At 46.4% G+C, this 16,502-nt stretch carries 13 protein-coding genes; 9 read left to right on the forward strand and 4 right to left on the reverse strand.

From position 1 onward, the window contains the following. Positions 1–66: 66 nt before the first annotated feature. Together aceA and KO531_RS00620 are read left to right on the forward strand one after the other, a co-directional pair. Positions 67–1,392, forward strand: a complete 1,326-nt coding sequence (aceA, locus tag KO531_RS00615; protein ID WP_006080842.1) for an isocitrate lyase — start codon at positions 67–69, stop codon at positions 1,390–1,392. 536 nt (positions 1,393–1,928) lie between these two features. After that, the gene (locus KO531_RS00620; protein ID WP_006080843.1) at positions 1,929–2,297 is read left to right on the forward strand and encodes a hotdog domain-containing protein; all 369 of its coding nucleotides are present in this window, start codon (positions 1,929–1,931) and stop codon (positions 2,295–2,297) included. Between the two features lie 80 nt (positions 2,298–2,377). Here KO531_RS00620 and KO531_RS00625 read toward each other — a convergent pair whose 3' ends face one another. From KO531_RS00625 to yiaY, 3 genes are all read right to left on the reverse strand, one after another. After that, the gene (locus tag KO531_RS00625; protein WP_028760719.1) at positions 2,378–2,584 is read right to left on the reverse strand and encodes a hypothetical protein; all 207 of its coding nucleotides are present in this window, start codon (positions 2,582–2,584) and stop codon (positions 2,378–2,380) included. Positions 2,585–2,872: 288 nt separating this feature from the next. Beyond that, the gene (locus KO531_RS00630) at positions 2,873–3,238 is read right to left on the reverse strand and encodes a hypothetical protein (RefSeq protein WP_028760718.1); all 366 of its coding nucleotides are present in this window, start codon (positions 3,236–3,238) and stop codon (positions 2,873–2,875) included. A gap of 1,130 nt (positions 3,239–4,368) precedes the next feature. Next, entirely contained in the window at positions 4,369–5,517 is a 1,149-nt protein-coding gene (yiaY, locus tag KO531_RS00635; RefSeq protein ID WP_028760717.1) for an L-threonine dehydrogenase, read from the reverse strand. A 599-nt stretch (positions 5,518–6,116) separates the two neighbouring features. On the opposite strand from yiaY, the gene betI reads away from it, so the two are divergent. From betI to KO531_RS00665, 6 genes are all read left to right on the forward strand, one after another. Beyond that, a complete protein-coding gene (betI, locus tag KO531_RS00640; RefSeq protein ID WP_006080847.1) occupies positions 6,117–6,722 on the forward strand; it encodes a transcriptional regulator BetI in 606 nt (201 codons plus the stop codon). Continuing rightward, positions 6,713–8,176, forward strand: a complete 1,464-nt coding sequence (gene betB, locus KO531_RS00645) for a betaine-aldehyde dehydrogenase (protein WP_219250117.1) — start codon at positions 6,713–6,715, stop codon at positions 8,174–8,176. Before betI ends, betB begins: the two co-directional genes overlap by 10 nt. A 9-nt stretch (positions 8,177–8,185) precedes the next feature. Further along, positions 8,186–9,871 (forward strand): choline dehydrogenase, encoded by a 1,686-nt coding sequence (gene betA, locus KO531_RS00650; protein ID WP_219250118.1) that lies wholly within the window; start codon positions 8,186–8,188, stop codon positions 9,869–9,871. 363 nt (positions 9,872–10,234) lie between these two features. After that, positions 10,235–11,452 (forward strand): BCCT family transporter, encoded by a 1,218-nt coding sequence (locus KO531_RS00655; RefSeq protein WP_219250119.1) that lies wholly within the window; start codon positions 10,235–10,237, stop codon positions 11,450–11,452. Positions 11,453–11,466: 14 nt separating this feature from the next. After that, positions 11,467–12,171, forward strand: a complete 705-nt coding sequence (locus tag KO531_RS00660) for a TorF family putative porin (protein WP_173246025.1) — start codon at positions 11,467–11,469, stop codon at positions 12,169–12,171. 102 nt (positions 12,172–12,273) lie between these two features. After that, positions 12,274–12,750: a MarR family transcriptional regulator gene (locus KO531_RS00665; RefSeq protein WP_006080852.1), complete on the forward strand. Its 477-nt coding sequence runs from the start codon at positions 12,274–12,276 to the stop codon at positions 12,748–12,750. 87 nt (positions 12,751–12,837) lie between these two features. Here the strand turns inward: KO531_RS00665 and KO531_RS00670 are convergent, their stop codons facing one another. Next, a complete protein-coding gene (locus KO531_RS00670) occupies positions 12,838–13,467 on the reverse strand; it encodes a peptidylprolyl isomerase (protein ID WP_028760712.1) in 630 nt (209 codons plus the stop codon). A gap of 565 nt (positions 13,468–14,032) precedes the next feature. Between KO531_RS00670 and malQ the strand changes: the two genes are divergently transcribed. Then, positions 14,033–16,459, forward strand: coding sequence for a 4-alpha-glucanotransferase (malQ, locus tag KO531_RS00675; protein WP_219250120.1), 2,427 nt, complete (start codon positions 14,033–14,035; stop codon positions 16,457–16,459). Positions 16,460–16,502 lie beyond the last annotated feature (43 nt).

Genomic DNA, 16,502 nt, shown 5'->3' on the forward strand with positions numbered 1-16,502 from the left:
TTAGCAGAGTGAAACTGGGGGGCAGTTTCATGATAGCTACAACATCAAAGATAAAGGAGCGACACTATGACTAAGGCAACGACTCAGACTTCACGTCAAGAGCAGATTGATGCAATCAAGAGAGATTGGGCAGAAAACCCACGTTGGAAAAACGTGCGTCGTCCTTATACCGCAGAAGAAGTGGTTGCGCTTCGCGGTTCAATCGTGCCTGAGAATACTATCGCTAAGCGCGGTGCTGCTAAGTTATGGGAATTGGTTAACGGTGGCGCTAAAAAAGGCTATGTGAATTCATTGGGTGCGTTAACGGGTGGTCAAGCGGTACAACAGGCGAAAGCGGGTATCGAAGCGATTTACCTTTCAGGTTGGCAAGTGGCAGCCGATGCTAACTTAGCCGGCACTATGTACCCAGATCAATCTTTATACCCTGCCAACTCAGTGCCAGCTGTGGTGTCACGCATCAATAACTCATTCCGTCGCGCCGACCAAATTCAGTGGGGCAATGGCGTAAATCCAGAAGATGAAAAATTTGTTGATTACTTTCTGCCAATTATTGCTGATGCAGAAGCGGGTTTTGGCGGCGTATTAAATGCCTTCGAACTGATGAAGTCGATGATCGACGCGGGCGCTGCCGGTGTTCACTTTGAAGATCAGTTAGCTTCAGTGAAAAAATGTGGCCACATGGGCGGCAAAGTATTAGTGCCAACCCAAGAAGCGGTACAAAAGCTGGTTGCTGCACGTTTAGCGGCGGATGTGAGCGGTGTCGATACGCTGGTTATCGCACGTACCGATGCTAACGCGGCCGATTTGTTAACTTCAGATTGCGACCCATACGATCGTGATTTCGTGACTGGCGAGCGCACCAATGAAGGTTTCTACCGTGTTAAAGCCGGTCTTGACCAAGCGATTTCTCGTGGTCTGGCTTATGCTCCGTATGCGGATTTGATTTGGTGTGAAACCGCAAAACCGGATCTTGAAGAAGCGCGTGTTTTTGCTGAAGCGATTCATGCTCAGTACCCAGATCAGCTGCTTGCTTACAACTGTTCGCCTTCGTTCAACTGGAAGAAAAATCTGGACGACGCCACTATCGCGCGCTTCCAACAAGCATTATCAGACATGGGCTACAAGTACCAGTTCATCACTTTAGCCGGCATCCACAACATGTGGTACAACATGTTCGACCTCGCTTATGACTATGCTCGTGGCGAAGGTATGAAGCATTATGTTGAGAAAGTTCAAGAAGTTGAGTTTGCTGCAGCGAAGAAAGGTTACACCTTCGTCGCGCATCAACAGGAAGTGGGCACAGGTTATTTCGACCAAGTGACTACGGTTATTCAAGGTGGCCATTCATCAGTGACTGCACTGACTGGGTCTACCGAAGAAGAGCAGTTTTAAGCAGTAAGCAGCGCTTAGGATGATCCATTGTGATTGTGGATCACTCCTCAGCACGCCTTACATTGATATATGTGGTGAGGCGTGGTTAAAAACTCGAAATAGAGGGCAAGGGCGGACTGTGATGAGTTACCGAGCTTGCAGCTTAAATCTCGAGTTGAGTATGAAAGAGTGTTACCCGTAAGCCTGTGTTTAGCTGCTCTGCAGCTGTTGTCCCCCGTGCAGTTCGCCTACATGTGCTGTGCGGGTTTTTAAGTCAAATTTTGTGACTTAACTTCCTACCCAGTAAGTTTTTGCTTGCCTTAGCTTGGCGACTCTATGAGTCGCTATTTTTTTGCTTATTGGTTCACTATTGCGCTGATTAATATGGTGCAACTCTGATACGGCTTGGTGCAATAATCGGATTATTTTACAGCAGCTTATTGCTATCTCATTGTTATTTAATAGCTATCAAATGTGGCCTGAATAATGCTCTGAATATCACGGGAAGTTACAGTGCATTAAAGCTGATTATTGGCATTCATATTGAGGTCACCGCCATGAAATATTACAGTCGCCGTTTAGTTAAACCTGAACATTTAAATCCAGCAAATACCCTGTTTGGCGGTCAGTTGCTCAGTTGGATAGACGAGGAGGCCGCCATCTTTGCTGCCTGTCAGATGAAGAGCACGAGCCATGTGACTAAGCTGATTTCTGAAATCAACTTTATGACGCCAGCGCATCAAGGGGATGTGATCGAGTTTGGTCTGGAGCTGGTGAGTCTTGGCCACAGTTCTATTACCGTGAGCTGTCAAGTACGCAATAAGATGACGCAGGCGCCAGTGGTGAGTATAGATAAGATGGTGTTTGTGCATGTGAATGCTCAAGGATTGCCCGTGCCCCATGGTATTCGGGCGAATGCGGCTTAAGGGGCGTAGCGCTTAAAATGCGTGATGCTTAAATGTATAAGATGCTTAAAATGAGCAGTGACGCCTAGGCGTCACTGTCATTAGTCTTTGGTTAAATCTTCTTTTACCGATTTGACCGCATCGCGTGAAGCATGACCTATGGCTTTTGTCGTGTCTCGAGTCGCGTGGCCTATCTCAGTGGTGACTTCTTTAGTCGTTGTGCCGATGGCACGGCCTGCGTCCTTTAAATCCGCACAGGCGGATGTAGCGAGTAATAAAGGAATAATAATGAGCGTCGCTTTATTCATTGTGATGCCAATCCTCAATTTAAGTTCGTAACTCAATTTACTGGGCCTTGCCATTTTTACTGTGCTAAATGACATTCGGGACAATATAACAGATCTTGAGCTGAATCACGCTATGGCGACATTATCTGCTGAGTCGCTGTTGCAATGCTTCTGTTCGAGTATCAACCGAGTGAGTGAAACTAAGAGCATTAAATGACGTCGTGGGTTGAGTTATCGAACTCGACAAATAAAAACGCCAGTGGCGTTTTGCGCACTGGCGTCTAAGGTCGCTAAATAATACTGCAAAGATTATTCGAGTTTGGCTAAGCGTTGTTGATAGTCTTCAATCAGGTGCTGCATAATTTCTTCTGGCGCCGCATCGTCACAGCAATCGTCTAAAAAGATTTTAAAGGTGACTAAGGCATGGCCGTCATTTTTGAGTCTGTCACTCTGCATTGAGAAGTAAGCATCTTCATTTTCGGCTTTACGAACCACAAACTTATTCGTTTCGAAGGTTTTTTCCCCAGAAAGCTCGTGCCATTTAGTGATGCGATTTAACGCGATCTCACAGGACTGGTTCATTTCAATATGATTTAACCAAGTAACGGGATGTTCAGGATCTTTGTAATGTGGACATCTAACTGTGTAGTTATATACATGGGTGATTGCAGTCATAGCGTACCTACCTGTTCGAGGATATTGTTGCCATCATAGGCATCGTTTTTGAATTCGGTCAATCATTAATTAAGTCTATATAGCCTTGATGTTTTTTGACGGAGAAGGATAGTTACTGCATGAAAATTAACCATTTACTTAATCTGTCATGTCTCTATTTAGCATGAGTTTTATGCCAATAACTTTGTGCTAGATCTCAGTTTTGGGTGAAGTTTCGCTTTTGCTGAATTACTGATTAATAAAGCAACAACTTGGTCGTCAGTAAGTCTTATTGATAAAAAGAGTTAACAGCGGAGTAAATAGGTTAATTAAACTTTGATGGGAGCTATACGGGTAACTGGCAGCATAAGTTGTCGCAGAGGAAACGCAGAAGGCAGAATGGACAGAGGCCCATTCGTTAGAACGGGCCTCTCAGCTGGCTTCATCTTTTGCAGGGAAAAAGCGAACTGGGGCCATCTTATCGGATCTGTAACAGTCTGTAACCCACAGAGATCACGTTTTTTATATCATTTTGCTATGAATATTTTAGGTTCAGATCCTTTCTTCTTGAATATGCTGATTTGTGAGTGTTTTGTCAGTGCAAAGGTGCATAGACACTGAGTTTTATGTTGGTTTTTGTTACTCAATTTTTAAGATAGTAACTTATACCAATCACATTAAATATCTAATCAGTTCAGAGCCTCACAGGCATCTCAATCCAAGGCGCATTGACGCAGAAATGGTTATTCCCTTTTAAGTCAATGCAACACGGGAGTGGGATGCCTGTGTGGCTCCCGAAGGGCGGCTGATGTTCACTACATGGCAACGCGCTTTATACTGCGTTTAAGGCTTTCGACAGAGCACCACTATGCCTTCAAGCCTTCGCCTTGTCTAAAGCGCGTTGAACTCCCGCTGAATGAACAGATATTTAAGACGATTGGTATTACCTCACCATCTTGTTGATACAGGTGTAAAAAAGGCCCCAATAGTGCAGCAATAATCTGTGCACTATTGGAGCCTAAAACGAATTCATTGGAGGATGAAGTCGTGTTTACGCACTAGCAGGACAATAAGTCGTTATCCAGCAAGTTAGCGCACGATTGTTGTGTGCTAACTTGCGATTGGTAAGGTATGGCGCTTACAGCGCACAATTACAGCGCATTAGTGAAGATCTGACAGATCTCCGCATGGGTCGCTTGTTTTGGATTGGTGAATCCACAGGCATCTTTTAACGCGTTATCCGCAAGTGTTGGAATATCTTCCGCTTTCACGCCTAATAAGGTCAGGTTTTCAGGGATCTTAACCGCAACAGACAGTTTTTTGATTGCCGCTATCGCCGCACTGGCACCTTGTTCATCTGTCATCGCAGACACATCCACGCCCATAGCCTTGGCAATGTCTTTTAAGCGCGCAGGGACGACCTGGGCGTTATATTCCTGCACATGGGGCAGCAGCAGGGCGTTACACACGCCGTGGGGCAGATCGTAGAAACCGCCTAATTGGTGCGCCATCGCATGCACATAACCTAAGCTGGCATTGTTAAACGCCATACCCGCTAAGAACTGGGCATAGGCCATTTGTTCACGGGCGTTGATGTCTTGACCGTTTTCAACTGCGTTGACTAAGTTAGCTTGAATCAATTCCATGGCCTTGATCGCACAGGCGTCGGTGATCGGGTTAGCTGCAATAGACACATAGGCTTCAACCGCGTGAGTCAGTGCATCCATACCGGTTGCGGCAGTTAGGCTCGCAGGCTTTTTCAGCATGAGCTCAGGGTCGTTGACCGACAGCAAAGGCGTGGTGTGTTTATCGACAATCGCCATTTTAATGTGTCGGGCTTCGTCGGTAATGATACAGAAGCGCGTCATTTCACTGGCTGTGCCTGCTGTTGTATTAATGGCCACTAACGGCAACTGAGGTTTTGCGGATTGATCTAACCCTTCGTAATCCTTAATGCTGCCGCCATTGGTGGCAACAAGGGCGATACCCTTGGCGCAATCATGGGGTGATCCGCCGCCGAGTGAAATCACAAAGTCACACTTGTTGGCTTTTAACAGGGCTAAACCCGCTTCGACGTTCGTCACGGTTGGGTTAGGTTGTACGCCATCATAGATGGTGGAGGTAATGCCATTTTGACCGAGTTTTTCGGCCACTTCACCCACTAAGCCAATCTTGACTAAGGGTTTATCTGTCACTATGAGTGCGTGTTTAAAGCCTAAGGTTTTGATGTCACCGATAGCATCATCCACTGCGCCTTGGCCTAATACGTTGACAGAAGGAATAAAAAATTTAGCAGCCATAAAATCCACCTATTTGCTTGTAAAGATTAAGTTGTGTTCTTTTCTGGTGATCAAGCTACCAATTTGGAGGTAGTGAAAGTGTGAGCTTGATCGAGTTCGGCGCTTATCTGAGGGTAATTTCCCACTAAAGTTGGAACTAGGTAACTAAATTTCGGACTTTTATGACGGGTATTAGTGTTGGCGTACGATATGGTTTTTTAGCGTTGTTAGCGCCCCTGGTGATGCATCATTTCTGTGCATTTTTCGTTTGCTTTTTATCCCACTTTCTTATCCAGAGTTTGACGGCTCAATTGTTAAATCTAACAGAGGTTAAACCTCATTAATACTCTCATTCGTAGCATTAACTTCAGTTAATTAGTTTGATATCTAATATTAATTATGCGTACTGCTGTGGTTGTGGTAGGGCCGCAAGTCAAAGAAATCTATACATTTATCTTGTTTTTACACATTAATTATTTTTTACATAACTAACTTGTGAGCTTTGTCACTGTGCTATTTTAGGTTGATAGTTACATCACTAATCATTATCATGATTGTTAATTGAACGTTCAATTAACGTCGTTCAGAGTATTGAGAGAGTGGTTATTCCTTGAGTATTTATGCCTAAAGCCGCAATGAAATTGATACGCAGACAGCAGCTTATCGATGCGACATTAGCATCGGTTGCCTTGCATGGATTGCAGCACACGACCATCAACAGCATTAGTCAGTTGGCGGGGATGTCGTCGGGGATCATCAGTCATTATTTCAGTGGTAAGCAGGGCTTGATCCAAGCGACGCTACGCCACTTGCTCGAGCAGTTAAAGCAGGCGTTGCTCAATCGAATCCAAGGACAAGTGTTGGCGCCAACAGAGCGCTTAATGATGATAGTTGAAGCGAATTTTACCGAGTTACAGCGCTCACGAAATGTCACTCACACTTGGCTGAGTTTTTGGGCACAGGCCGTCCACGATCCCCAGTTAGCCCGTTTGCAGAATATCAATAGTCGCCGCTTATACAGCAACTTACATTTTTCCTTTCGGCACGTGTTGCCTAAAGAGTTTGCCCTGATGGCTGCTGAGCAAACGGCGGCGATGATCGATGGATTTTGGTTACGCAGCGCCTTAAGTGAAACCCCTGAGCAAGATTTTGTTCAGGCCGAAAAATTATGCAAAACCTTTATCCACAATGTGATAAAGCAGCATGGAGTCAAAACATGTCAGTAGAAGTACAATACAACTTTATTGCGGGTCAGTTGCTCGCAAACGATAGCGGCGAAACCTTCGACGTCGTCAATCCTGCCACAGGGCAATTGGCGTACCGAGTGCAAGTGGCCGATGAAAAAATTCAGCAAGCGGCCATCGAGAGCGCCAAAAAAGGCTTTGCGATTTGGTCTGCCATGAGTGCTACTGAACGCAGCCGTATTCTGTTAAACGCGGTCGCATTATTGCGCGCTCGTAATGATGAACTCGCGGCAATCGAAGTGTGCGATACAGGTAAACCTTGGCAAGAAGCCTCAGTGGTTGATGTGGTCACAGGCGCTGATGCCATTGAGTTTTTCGCCCATATTGCCCCAGGGCTTGAAGGCGCACAGCAGCAAGTCGGTGGAGATTTTTATTACACTCGCCGCGAGCCCTTAGGCATTTGTGCTGGCATTGGCGCGTGGAATTATCCATTGCAAATCGCCTGTTGGAAGGCCGCACCTGCCTTAGCTAGCGGCAATGTGATGATTTTTAAACCTTCGGAAGAAACGCCGCTTGGCGCACTGAAATTGGCGCAACTCTTAAGTGAGGCGGGTTTGCCCGATGGCGTATTTAACGTCGTGATGGGTGACGGCAAGGTTGGCGCTTGGTTAACGGGGCATCCAGATATTGCCAAAGTGTCTTTCACGGGGGAGGTCGGTACTGGTAAAAAAGTCATGGCCGCGGCGGCAAGTTCATTAAAAGACGTCACTATGGAACTCGGTGGTAAATCACCGCTTATCGTATTTGATGATGCCGATATCGATAATGCCGTTTCAGGTGCCATGCTCGGTAACTTCTATACCCAAGGTGAAGTCTGTACTAATGGGACGCGGGTGTTTGTCCATGAGTCAGTTTATCCACGCTTTATCGAAAAACTGCTTATGCGTACTCAAACCAATATTGTGGTGGGCGATCCTATGGCGCCAGAGACTAACTTTGGCGCCTTGATCTCCAAAGATCACCAGCAAAAAGTGCTCGATTATATTCAGCAAGGTATCGATGACGGCGCAACGCTGCTCACCGGTGGCACAGCATTAACACCTGAAAATGCTCCCAATGGTTACTTCGTCGCCCCGACGATTTTCACCGATTGCACCGACGAGATGCGCATCTGTAAAGAAGAAATCTTTGGCCCTGTAATGTCCGTGCTTACCTTTAAAGATGAAGCCGAAGTGATTGCTCGAGCAAACAATACCGCTATGGGCTTGGCCGCTGGGGTGTTTACCCAAGATATCAGCCGTGCTCATAGGGTCATTCATCAGTTACAGGCGGGTATTTGCTGGATCAATGCCTATGGCGCCTCGCCAGCCGAAATGCCCGTGGGAGGTTATAAGTTGTCGGGCATTGGCCGTGAAAACGGTAGCGAGACACTCAAGCATTACACCCAAGTTAAAGCCGTTTATGTGGGTCTACAGCCCTTAGAAAGCCCATTTTAAGGAGGCATTTTGACTCAGTCATTAGAGCAAAAATATTATAACTACATCATAGTTGGCGCAGGCTCAGCGGGTTGTGTGCTCGCCAATCGCTTGTCAAAGGATCCTAAAAACGAAGTGCTGTTATTAGAAACCGGAGGCAGTGATAAGAGTATCTTTATTCAAATGCCGACGGCGTTATCAATTCCGATGAACAGCCCTAAATATGCTTGGCAGTTTGAGACGCAGCCTGAGCCGTATTTAGATAATCGCAAGATGCATTGTCCTCGGGGCAAGGTGCTTGGCGGTTCATCGTCGATCAATGGCATGGTATACGTTCGTGGTCATGCTAGGGACTTTGATGAGTGGCAGGCGCAAGGGGCGACCGATTGGGATTATAGCCACTGCTTACCGTACTTTAAGAAGGCGGAAACCTGGGCCTTTGGTGGTGATGAGTATCGCGGCGAGTCTGGACCGTTAGGCGTGAATAACGGCAACCAGATGCAAAATCCCTTATACCAAGCCTTTGTGGATGCGGGCATTGCGGCGGGGTATTTATCGACCGCCGATTATAATGCCGCGCAGCAAGAAGGTTTTGGCCCTATGCATATGACGGTCAAAAAAGGCGTACGCTGGTCAACCGCCAATGCCTATTTACGCCCAGCGATGGCTAGACGTAACCTCACGGTTGTGACCCACGCTTTAGTGCATAAAGTGTTATTGGAAGGACAAACGGCTGTTGGCGTTCGCATTGAACACAAAGGTAAAGTTGAAGATATTCGTTGTAACAAAGACGTGATTTTAGCTGCTGGCTCAATAGGTTCGCCGCATTTACTGCAATTATCAGGCATTGGCGATCCCCAAGTATTGGCCGATGCAGGGGTCGAGTTACAACATGAGTTGCCCGGTGTTGGTCAGAATTTACAGGATCATTTAGAGTTTTATTTCCAATTCAAATGCCTTAAACCGATTTCACTCAATGGCAAGTTAGATCCTTTCAGCAAGTTCTTAATCGGTGCTCGGTGGATTTTAGATAGATCCGGTTTAGGGGCTACGAATCACTTCGAGTCCTGTGGTTTTATTCGCTCAAAAGCGGGTCTGGAATGGCCAGATTTACAGTACCACTTTTTACCTGCGGCTATGCGTTACGATGGCAAAGAAGCCTTTGCGGGTCATGGGTTTCAGGTGCATGTGGGCCATAACAAGCCTAAAAGTCGTGGTGCCGTGACCTTAGTGTCGGCAGATCCAAAAGTGCCGCCCAAAATTCAGTTCAATTATTTACAGCATCCCGATGATATTGAAGGCTTTAGGGCCTGCGTGCGTTTGACTCGTGAGATCATCAATCAGGCACCATTCGATGAGTATCGCGGTGAGGAAATTCAACCCGGCATACAAGTGCAAACCGATGCACAAATCGATGCCTTTGTGCGCCAATCGGTTGAGAGTGCTTATCATCCTTCTTGCTCGTGCAAGATGGGCACAGATGCGATGGCGGTGGTGGATCCTGAAACCCGCGTGCACGGCTTGCAGAATTTACGGGTGGTGGATTCTTCTATTTTCCCGACTATCCCGAACGGCAATTTGAACGCGCCGACCATCATGTTGGCCGAGCGCGCCGCGGATATGATTTTAGAGGCTGAGATGTTAGTGCCAGCAGATTCCGCCGTTGTGGTTGCCGACGCTTGGCAAACCACACAAAGAAGTACTGCGACAGGTTAACGGCGCAAGTTAACGCCATAAGTGAACAACATGCCTGCTCGGTCCGTCTTATTGGCGGACTGGCGGCTTCTCTCTTCAGAGTGACTCATTAATTGATGACTCAAAAGGGTCATGATTCATTTTATCTAAAGGGTCGGTCAGCCCGCAGTGAGTGTGCAAATGACCGCTTTCACGACTGATCATCTATCAGGGTTTAACTATCGCGGAGTGTTTTTAAGTAGCGATATTTAAGGCTTGAGGGCAGAACGTTGCCTTTAAAAATGGTTCAGTTTTTATTATTAAATAAAACATGGAGTTACATTTTATGGGTTTATATCCAGATGCCGACTTACACCCAGTATCGACTGGGACTGAGTGCTCATTATGACTTGGTTATTATCCGCAGGGATACTGTTCACTTTTACCGCGATTGCGTTTGTGATTTATCGCTGGGGCAATATTCGCTGTATCGGGGTGACGCCTGTGCGTACTTTTACCTTTATCGCGATTCTGTTTACCTCAGGACTTGATGTCGGCTTGATCATGTTTCCGCTCACCGAGTTTGCGGGTTACGCCAATGTGGCGGCGAGTCCTGAATACGGCTTTAGTAATCCACTGGCGATTGAGTTTGGCTTCTGGGCCTTCTTGATTTGGAGCTTCTACTTTTTAACCTGTTTCTATTTTTGTGTCATCGAGCCTAGGGTGAAGTTTTTTGATATTCCTTGGGTTAAGTTCATCAATAATATCGTAATTATTGGCACCTGCGCCTTTACCGCCTATTTGCTATTGAGCAATTTACCTTGGTATTTACCCGAATTAGGCGATGGCGAAACTATAGTCGGTAGCTTCTATTTAATCGTATTTATGGTGATCGCCGCGGCTGTGTATTCCAGCACTAGCATACGTTATGTGCGTATCTTGAGTCTGGCTAGCACTTGGTTGTTTTTAGGCTTGATTGCCATGATGTGGGCCAGTGCATTTTTATCGGCTGACTCGAGTGTGGGCGAGTTCTTTACGACCTTTGCCATGCTGGGTGACTACTTCGGCAATATTCAACATTTTGTGTTACCCATCAACGACTACCATGAGTTTTATCTATTCTGGTGGTTTGCGTGGAGCATTATGATCGGTCAATTTACCTCACGCTTTGTCGGCGGCATGAAAACCTACCAAGTGCTGTTGGCCATGATGGTGTTTCCGTCTATCCCCATCGCGATTTGGTTCACTGTACTTTATTACTACAGCGCCAATGGCTTAGATACCTCGGGCTTCTATAATCTGGCGATGGTGATTGTGGGAATTACCTTTGTAATCAATTCACTCGACTCACTGGTGCGCCTGTATACAGATAATCTTAATTTGACCATTGAGCGGTTAGGCAAGTTTAAATATGTCAGCTTTAACTTAGTCTTGCTCTGCAGTCTGACATTACTCTTTCAATTAGACTTTCTTCAAATTCAATGGGTTGGTGCAATCGCACTGAGCCTGATCTTTAGCTGTTTTGGTTACATCATGATGACGCAATTGCAAACTGTTCGTGCCATTGAGCGCTCGCCAAAAGAGAACAAAATCGACTTTACTAAAATTGAGCTAGCCAACTAATGGAAAAATTGATAATGAAATCAAAATGTTTTTATCTTGTCGCTGGTGGATTGTTATTGATGTCGACTGCGGCCAATGCTGGATTATCGGCCACTGTGACGGCGACGTCGGATTACACTTTTAATGGTGTCAGCCAAACTGACAGTGGCCCAGCACTGCAAGGCAGTCTGGATTACGGTTTTGATTCGGGCTGGTATGTGGGTGGTTTTACGTCGAACGTCGACTTTGGGGGGAACGACAGTACTTGGTTGGAACTCGATGCCTATGCGGGTAAATTTTATCAGCTCAATGAGCAACTGAGTTTCGATGTCGGACTTGCTTATTACACTTACCACGGCGAGTCGTTTTCCGATGAGTACAACTATCCTGAGCTATATAGCAAGTTAGGATATGATAGTTCACTGGGTCACTCTGAAGCTAAGTTAACCTACACATGGGATTACTTTGGTTTGGGTGGTGAGCATTACACTATGTTGCTTGGCCATACTGTCAGTGTCGCTGAAGGACATGATATTCGCTTTAGTGTCGATCGCTCGACATCACTTGATGAGGATAAATGGTCATGGGATGGTGGCAAATCTTTTAATCATTTCCGTATCGCCTATCTGACCAGCTGGAGTGGCTTTGATTTTAGCCTTGCCGCTGAAGATACTAGCATGAACTTAGATACCAGTGACGAGCGTCTCGTGTTGTCGGTATCGCGTCAATTCATGTTGTAATCTAAGGGACTTTTACCATAAAAGCACCTCCCGTGGGTGAGTTCAGTCGCGCTTTCTGGTAAGGTGCACTCGTTGCTTAGAATGGGGAGAATGAAAAGAACGATGGAAAAGTACGAACAACTGCTCATTTCGCTGCGCCGAGTGATACGCGCTATCGACATTCATTCTCGCCAGCTGAACAAACACTCAGGTTTAACTGGGCCGCAATTGATGGTGATGCAGAAAATCGCCCAATTGGATGCGCCATTGGCTAAAACCGTGGCGGAAGAAATTACGCTCAGCCCTGCCACAGTGACGACCATTATCGATCGACTCGAGGGCCGTGGTTTAGTGATCCGTCTACGCAGTGAGACTGATAAACGTAAGGTGCATTTATACCTTAGCGATGCGGGCCGAGCACTGTTACAGGACTCTCCTAAACCGCTACAGGATCATTTTATTAAGCGTTATCAGAATCTTGAAGAATGGGAGCAGAGTCAATTGCTCTCAGCCGTTGAGCGTATCGCGACTATGATGGACGCCGATAAAATTGATGCGGCGCCTATGCTCTTGGTGGGGAAGATCCAAGGGGATGAGTAAGTTTCGTTTTTTCAACGACTAAAGTTATAAGATAAAAAAGCACTGAATTCTCAGTGCTTTTTTGCTTTTAGCCGATTAAGCGTTAGATTAGACAGCAGGGCAGCTTGTTTCTGTTACTGAATTGATGAGGATCTCTTGTACTGGTGTGTCTTGGAAGCCTTCGATATTTTTTGTTGGGACTATGCTGATTTGATCTGCCACCTCTATGCCGTCAACCACTTTGCCAAACACGGCATAACCATAACTACTCGCTGACGCGTCTAGATGTGGATTATCTAATACATTGATAAAGAACTGAGAGGCAGCGGTATCAGGTGCATTTGCTCTTGCCATCGCAATAGTGCCACGTTTGTTGCTAATACCGACTGCGGCTTCATTCTTGATTGAGGCACTGGTCGGTTTGCTTTTGAGACCAGTGGTAAAACCGCCGCCTTGGATCATAAAGTTATTGATGGTTCTATGGAATAAGGTGCCGTTATAGAAAGACTTATCAACATACTGCTTAAAGTTTTTACCTGTGATTGGCATGTTAGTTAAGTCAATGGCAAGTGTGATATCGCCTTTCGTCGTTTTCATTAAATAACACACATCCGCAGCTAAGGCTGGCGGAGTGGGATCGGGCGTCGGTGGCGTCGGCGTTAAATCACCATCTGTACTTCCTTCACAACCCGTCAAGGCTATACAGCCGACAAATAGTAATCCTGATAACTTCTTCATTTCATATCCTTATTCTCAATCATCATTGGGGTGTTTTGCTTTAGCATTCCATGGCTTCGAGCCACTGGCGTATATGCGAGGGCATATCAGGTTCCATGAATTTAATGTTGTTATTATGTTTCTATGCTGTAGCGAGACGAGATGTTGACAGAGGAGAGATAGGCTGTTCAAGTTATAAAACACAATTGATACAAAGTGTTGCACTGATGTCTGTGGTTAATATGTCACCTGACGTATTTGTTAGTATTAGTCTGAACGCAATGACATAAAAATGACTTAGGCTTGTCATGTTATTTCTATCCCTTTGCTCTTCACTTATTGCATGCTTTAGGAGCCATGCTTGCCCTCTTGCTGAACGCATGCCCCAATTTAGTGCATTCCACTCTTTATATCCTGATAGCTACTGAGCGCCAACTTAACTGAGTGCTTCTAGTAAGTTACTGATTTTTTGAAAAAGTTTTTTGTTATTTCTCTGAAATATTTATGTCATCTTCTTGTTACTTTTCGTTGGCATGGTTACTGTATATCTAAAGCTATGGATGAGCGGTCGCGGGGGCGACAAAATATGGGGCTGGAAAAGTTGCTGTATTTGCGGGGAGTTGGAGCAGAATTTACTGATTGTTTTGGCCAAAATATCCATATTTCCGAGGTAGACAGGCAAGGTATCTTGACCTGTATGTTACAGGAAAAAAACAGCGTGGCAGGGACTGCCATTGATGCTCCTGCTACAGAAGCGTTATTGAGTGATGCTGGGCTGTCCTGTGTCGATGCGGTATTGACCGAAGCACTGATCGCGTCGCAAATTGATCTACTGGATGCCCGTCCTTGGACTCAGGTGCTACCTGAATTCCATTGGTGTTTTGTGGATGAACCTTGGATAAGCCTTTGTTTACCGGAAACCTATACCTCAGATCTGAGTGTGGCGATTGAATGCGAACAGGGTGAGTCTATCGTATTTGATGTGCCTTTCTCGGCGCTTAAGTCCATTGGCGATTACCGCATTGAACAAACGCTTTATCTTCACTATCGCCTTGATCTTACGCAACTAGGATTCGCACGCCTCGATTTAGCTGAGGCCAAGACCCAAGCTTTCCCTGACAACTTAATGCCCGCCGAGACTGAAGCGGTGAATTTAGCGTCCTATTTCCTGAGCAGCCAAGAGTTCACTAACAACCCTGCATTCACAAAAAACCAAGACTCATTTGCGCAAGTAGCAGACAAAAATGCGAGTGATTTCTCTGTGTTAGGTTTGGGCTTTCATCGCATAGCCTTAAGCTTAAAACATGCCCTATCGACAAGTACACAAGCGGCAAGCTCTGCGCTAGAGGGCTGTGTGACGGCAGAGGCTGATACTCGTACTTTGTTCTCTGGTACCTTAATGGTGGCGCCGCGGGCCGCTTACCAAGGCGTACTCACGGCTGTCGCCCAAGGTAAACGCCATAAACCTTGGGGGATCAGCGTTCAACTTTACAGTTTGCGCAGCGAGAGCCAATGGGGCATTGGCGACTTTGGTGATTTAGAACAACTGATCGGGCTGGTGGCGGCGCAGGGCGCGGATTTTATTCAACTCAATCCCTTGCATGCCCTCGATATTGCGGCGCCAGAGCATCCGAGTCCTTATAGTCCGTGCGATCGCCGCAGACTTAATCCTCTTTATATTCAATTACAAAGCGTTCCTGAATACCAAGCTCTTGCCACTGAATTTTCAAGCGCTACTTGGGTAGAGGCTATCGCCTTACTGAATCGTGATAATTGGCTCGATTATCCTAAAGTGAGCGAGCTGAAATACCGTGCCTTTGAGCAGTTATATCGCGTTTTTTGTGACACGCATCTGGCGAACGACACGCCCAGAGCGCAAAGATTCCATGAGTTTGTGCGTGAGCAGGGCAGTGCGCTACAAGAGTTTGCTCAAGCGGAATATTTGCGTAGTCTTAAAGCGTTTGTGCAAGAGGAAGGTTTCTATCTTTACCTGCAATTTGTGGCTGAAAAGCAGTTACACCTCTGTCAGCTAAAAGCTAAAGAGGTTGGGATGGGGCTGGGATTGATCCGTGATTTGGCCGTTGGTGCAGCGCTTCAGGGCAGTGAAGTACAGGCCAATGCCGAGCAGTTTTGTTTGAATGCCAGCATAGGTGCACCGCCCGATCCCTTTGCACCCCAAGGACAAAATTGGGGTTTAACGCCACTCGATCCGGTGAAGTTAAAACAACATCATTTCAGCCATTTTATCGCCTTGATCCGCGCCAATATGGAAAGCTGTGGCGCCTTACGTATCGATCATGTGATGGGTTTACTGCGACTCTGGTGGTGGCCGCTGGATAAGCAACTCGGTCACGGTGCCTATGTGTATTATCCCGTCGAAACCTTGCTCGCCATCGTTTGCCTTGAGAGCCAACGTGCTCGCTGTGTGGTGATTGGCGAAGATTTAGGACTGGTGCCACCTGACATAATTCATCGTCTCTACACTTCAGGCATTTATTCCAACGAGTTGTTCTATTTCTGCAAAGACCATCAAGGCTTTAAATCACCGGATCAATATAAGTCCCAAAGCTTAATGATGCTGGCGAACCACGATGTGCCGACTTTAGTGGCTTGGTGGTGTGGCAGCGATTTACACCTGCGTCGACAGTTATCCCTGTTTGAAACTGACGACCAGCTAGGCGAGGCGCTCGCGGGGCGTGAACATGAAAAGCAGCAACTCATTTCACTGTTAGTCTCTCAAGGTCTGTTAGCCGAGGCGGCGATAGCCGAACTCGATATTCAAACCTTACTCACGGCTTGGATGACCTTAGGAGCTCGCGGTAATAGTGCGCTATACAGCGTGCAACTGTGCGATTTATTAGCCGATCGCCATGCGGTGAACATTCCCGGTACTTGGCTCGAATATCCAAATTGGCAGCGTCGCCTGCCGCTGAATTTAACGCAAGTATCGACTTCGCCAGAGATACTGCAGCGATTACAAAATATCGCTGTGGCGAGACAGCTACCGAGCTAAATCTAGCACCAGCGAAAGGCTGCCTAAGTCGCACCACATTATG

This window comes from Shewanella sp. NKUCC06_TVS (assembly GCF_019345515.1).
GTDB classification, from domain to species: Bacteria; Pseudomonadota; Gammaproteobacteria; order Enterobacterales; family Shewanellaceae; genus Shewanella; species Shewanella oncorhynchi.

Bases quoted from the DNA above. Each gene is read 5' to 3' on its own strand.
- KO531_RS00670 (WP_028760712.1), bottom strand. From the start codon at position 13,467: ATGAAGAAGTTATCAGGATTACTATTTGTCGGCTGTATAGCCTTGACG.
- yiaY (WP_028760717.1), bottom strand. From the start codon at position 5,517: ATGGCTGCTAAATTTTTTATTCCTTCTGTCAACGTATTAGGCCAAGGC.
- betB (WP_219250117.1), top strand. From the start codon at position 6,713: ATGTCAGTAGAAGTACAATACAACTTTATTGCGGGTCAGTTGCTCGCA.
- KO531_RS00625 (WP_028760719.1), bottom strand. From the start codon at position 2,584: ATGAATAAAGCGACGCTCATTATTATTCCTTTATTACTCGCTACATCC.
- KO531_RS00620 (WP_006080843.1), top strand. From the start codon at position 1,929: ATGAAATATTACAGTCGCCGTTTAGTTAAACCTGAACATTTAAATCCA.
- KO531_RS00660 (WP_173246025.1), top strand. From the start codon at position 11,467: ATGAAATCAAAATGTTTTTATCTTGTCGCTGGTGGATTGTTATTGATG.
- aceA (WP_006080842.1), top strand. From the start codon at position 67: ATGACTAAGGCAACGACTCAGACTTCACGTCAAGAGCAGATTGATGCA.
- KO531_RS00665 (WP_006080852.1), top strand. From the start codon at position 12,274: ATGGAAAAGTACGAACAACTGCTCATTTCGCTGCGCCGAGTGATACGC.
- malQ (WP_219250120.1), top strand. From the start codon at position 14,033: ATGGGGCTGGAAAAGTTGCTGTATTTGCGGGGAGTTGGAGCAGAATTT.
- KO531_RS00630 (WP_028760718.1), bottom strand. From the start codon at position 3,238: ATGACTGCAATCACCCATGTATATAACTACACAGTTAGATGTCCACAT.
- KO531_RS00655 (WP_219250119.1), top strand. From the start codon at position 10,235: ATGACTTGGTTATTATCCGCAGGGATACTGTTCACTTTTACCGCGATT.
- betI (WP_006080847.1), top strand. From the start codon at position 6,117: ATGCCTAAAGCCGCAATGAAATTGATACGCAGACAGCAGCTTATCGAT.